4 protein-coding genes are annotated in these 2,558 nt (G+C 56.7%); 2 read left to right on the forward strand and 2 right to left on the reverse strand.

Going from position 1 to position 2,558, the window contains the following annotated elements:
* Both H6F43_RS01340 and H6F43_RS01345 read left to right on the forward strand, forming a co-directional pair.
* Window positions 1-825 (forward strand): trypsin-like peptidase domain-containing protein (locus H6F43_RS01340; RefSeq protein ID WP_199290092.1); only part of this gene is annotated, 825 nt, incomplete at its 5' end.
* Window positions 795-1,490: a response regulator transcription factor gene (locus tag H6F43_RS01345; RefSeq protein WP_199290093.1), complete on the forward strand. Its 696-nt coding sequence runs from the start codon at window positions 795-797 to the stop codon at window positions 1,488-1,490. The genes H6F43_RS01340 and H6F43_RS01345, both read left to right, overlap by 31 nt.
* On the opposite strand, the gene H6F43_RS01350 is transcribed toward H6F43_RS01345, so the two are convergent.
* Window positions 1,487-2,215, reverse strand: coding sequence for an ABC transporter ATP-binding protein (locus H6F43_RS01350; RefSeq protein ID WP_190340224.1), 729 nt, complete (start codon window positions 2,213-2,215; stop codon window positions 1,487-1,489). The two genes, H6F43_RS01345 and H6F43_RS01350, sit on opposite strands and share 4 nt — an antisense overlap.
* Before the next feature lie 208 nt (window positions 2,216-2,423).
* Window positions 2,424-2,558 (reverse strand): 4Fe-4S binding protein (locus tag H6F43_RS01355; protein WP_190340225.1); only part of this gene is annotated, 135 nt, incomplete at its 5' end.

The following is a 2,558-nucleotide window of genomic DNA, read 5'->3' on the forward strand; positions in this document are numbered from 1 at the left end:
GCGATCGCCGCTGTCAGTGAAACGCTGCGTCGCGTCACCGTGCAGGTGCGAGGGCGACGCAGCGGGGCAGGCTCCGGCGTCATTTGGAGCACCGATGGAGTGATTGTCACCAATGCCCACGTTGTGTCTGGAACGTCGGCTGAAGTGGAGCTGTTTGATGGGCGAGTGCTGAAGGCAGACGTGCGAGATCGCTCGGACCAGCGCGATCTCGTTGCGCTTCAGGTAGAGGCGACGGATTTACCAGCGGCAACGATCAGCAGTTCCGATGTGTTGCGAGTGGGCGAACTGGTGCTGGCGGTGGGCAACCCATCTGGAGTAGCGCGATCGCTGACCACGGGAATTATTCACGCTGCCGTGAATCGCTCCCACTGGATTCAGGCAGACATTCCCCTTGCTCCTGGTAACTCTGGCGGTCCACTTGCCAACGGTTTTGGAGAGATTATTGGCATCAACACGATGATTGTGAACGGACGCGGATTTGCAATTTCTAGCCGTGTTGTACAGCGGTTCTTGAGCGATCGAGCGGAATTGCCTTATCTCGGCGTGACGCTCCAGCCTGTGCGGGTACCGCTGCATCGCCGACCCGTTTTTGGGCTGCTGATTACCGATGTGCAGGTGGACAGTCCCGCTGAGGCGGCTCAACTGCAACCCGGAGATGTGCTGGTTGGCGTGCGCGGCAGGCTGTTTCAGGCACCCAACGAGCTGTTTCAAATCCTCGATCGATCCCACGTTGGGGACGGATTGCCGTTGGACGTGCAGCGTGGCAGTCAGCGAATCGTAGCGGATGTGGTGCTATGCAGCAGATCGGTGCCGAAAGCCGCGTGATTCGCGTTTTGGTGGGTGCAACCACGATCGTGATGCGGGCTGGACTGGAAGCGTTGATTGCTTCCAGTCCGACTCTAGAGGTCGTAGGGTCTGTGAACCCGCGATCCCTAGCTCAAACGCTGGAGTCGTTACAGCCAGATGTCGTGCTGCTGGAGTGGGACGAACCTGACGAGGATCTGCTGGCGCTGCTGAGCACGACCGCGATCGACACGGTCGCGATCGACGACTTCGAGGGACCGTCTGCTCCCGCGAGTGTTTTGCTGATTAGCGACTGGCAGCCCAGCGCGATCGCCGATGTGCTGCGGACAGGAGTGCGGGCTGTCTTGCCCAGCGACGCCCGCGTCAGTGAAATTTTGGCTGCGATCGAGGCAGCGGCGATCGGGCTGACGGTGCTGCATCCAGATGTGACTGAGGCACTGCTAATGGAACTTTCCACCGCGCCGCGATTGTTGCCAACTGCACCAGAGCTGGCTCTCACCAGTCGCGAAATTGAAGTGCTGGGAATGCTGGCAGAAGGCGTTGGCAATAAGACGATCGCGCGCCGCTTAGGCATTTCAGAACACACGGTCAAGTTTCACATTGGCTCAATTTTCAGCAAGCTGAATGCGTCTAGCCGGACGGAAGCCGTCATTTTAGGAGCGCGGCAGGGATTAATTCTGATTTAGTGCGCTCTAGTGGCTCCCAGATACAGTTCGCCGACTTTGGGATCATTGAGCAAATCAATGCCGCGTCCCTCGAAGCGATCGCGCCCTGTCTCAAGAACGTAGCCGCGCGCTGCCATTTCCAGCGCCCTGCGGGCGTTTTGCTCAACCAGGACGATCGCCGTTCCGCTGTCGTTAATCTGCTTGATTTGCTCAAACACGCTGTTCACCAGCAGCGGCGACAGTGCGGCAGACGGCTCGTCGAGCAGCAGCAGACTCGGCTTCAGCATCAGCGCTTTGCCCATCGCCAGCATTTGTCGCTCTCCGCCCGAAAGCGTTCCCGCTCGCTGCTTCCGACGATCGCCCAATCGCGGAAAGCGGGTAAAAATTTCGTCCTTCAGCGGTTGCAGTGGCACATCGCGCACAAATGCACCCATCTCTAAGTTTTCTTCCACGGTTAGAGAGCGGAACACGTTGGCAATCTGCGGCACATAGCCCATGCCTCGCTGCACAATCTGATCGGATTTTAGCCCCACGATCGATTGCCCATTGAAGACGATGCTGCCCTTGTGCGGCGTCAGCAACCCAAAGATAGTTTTCGCTAGCGTTGATTTTCCGGCTCCGTTGGGACCAATCACCGCGACTAATTCACCGGGATAAATCCGAAAGTTGACGCCTTGCAGAATGTCCAAATCCCGGACGTATCCAGCGTAGACCTCTTGAACTTCGAGGAGAGGAGCAGCGGTCATAGAGTTGTTAGCCGTTGGTTATCAGGGCTTAGTCGAGCAATTGCAATTTTCAAATGAATAGACCGCAAATCGTGAGTGGGCATCGCTCACAAAGCGTATCCGTAAGCCTTTTAAGGGTTACTTTTAGGGGTTAATAGGCACTGCCCATTTTACTGGAAGTTGCTGTAAGTAATCGCTAACAGCGAACAACCAGCGAATAACGAATCACTTACTGTGGCGTTTGTTGCAGCTCTGGGCGTTCTTCGGGAACGATCGCTCCTTCCACCGGACAAACCTGCAAGCAGATGCCGCAGTCGATGCAGGTAGAAAAATCGATCCAGTACCAGTCGGTGCCTTTGAGGTT

Source organism: Leptolyngbya sp. FACHB-36 (assembly GCF_014695955.1).
GTDB lineage: Bacteria > Cyanobacteriota > Cyanobacteriia > Leptolyngbyales > Leptolyngbyaceae > FACHB-36.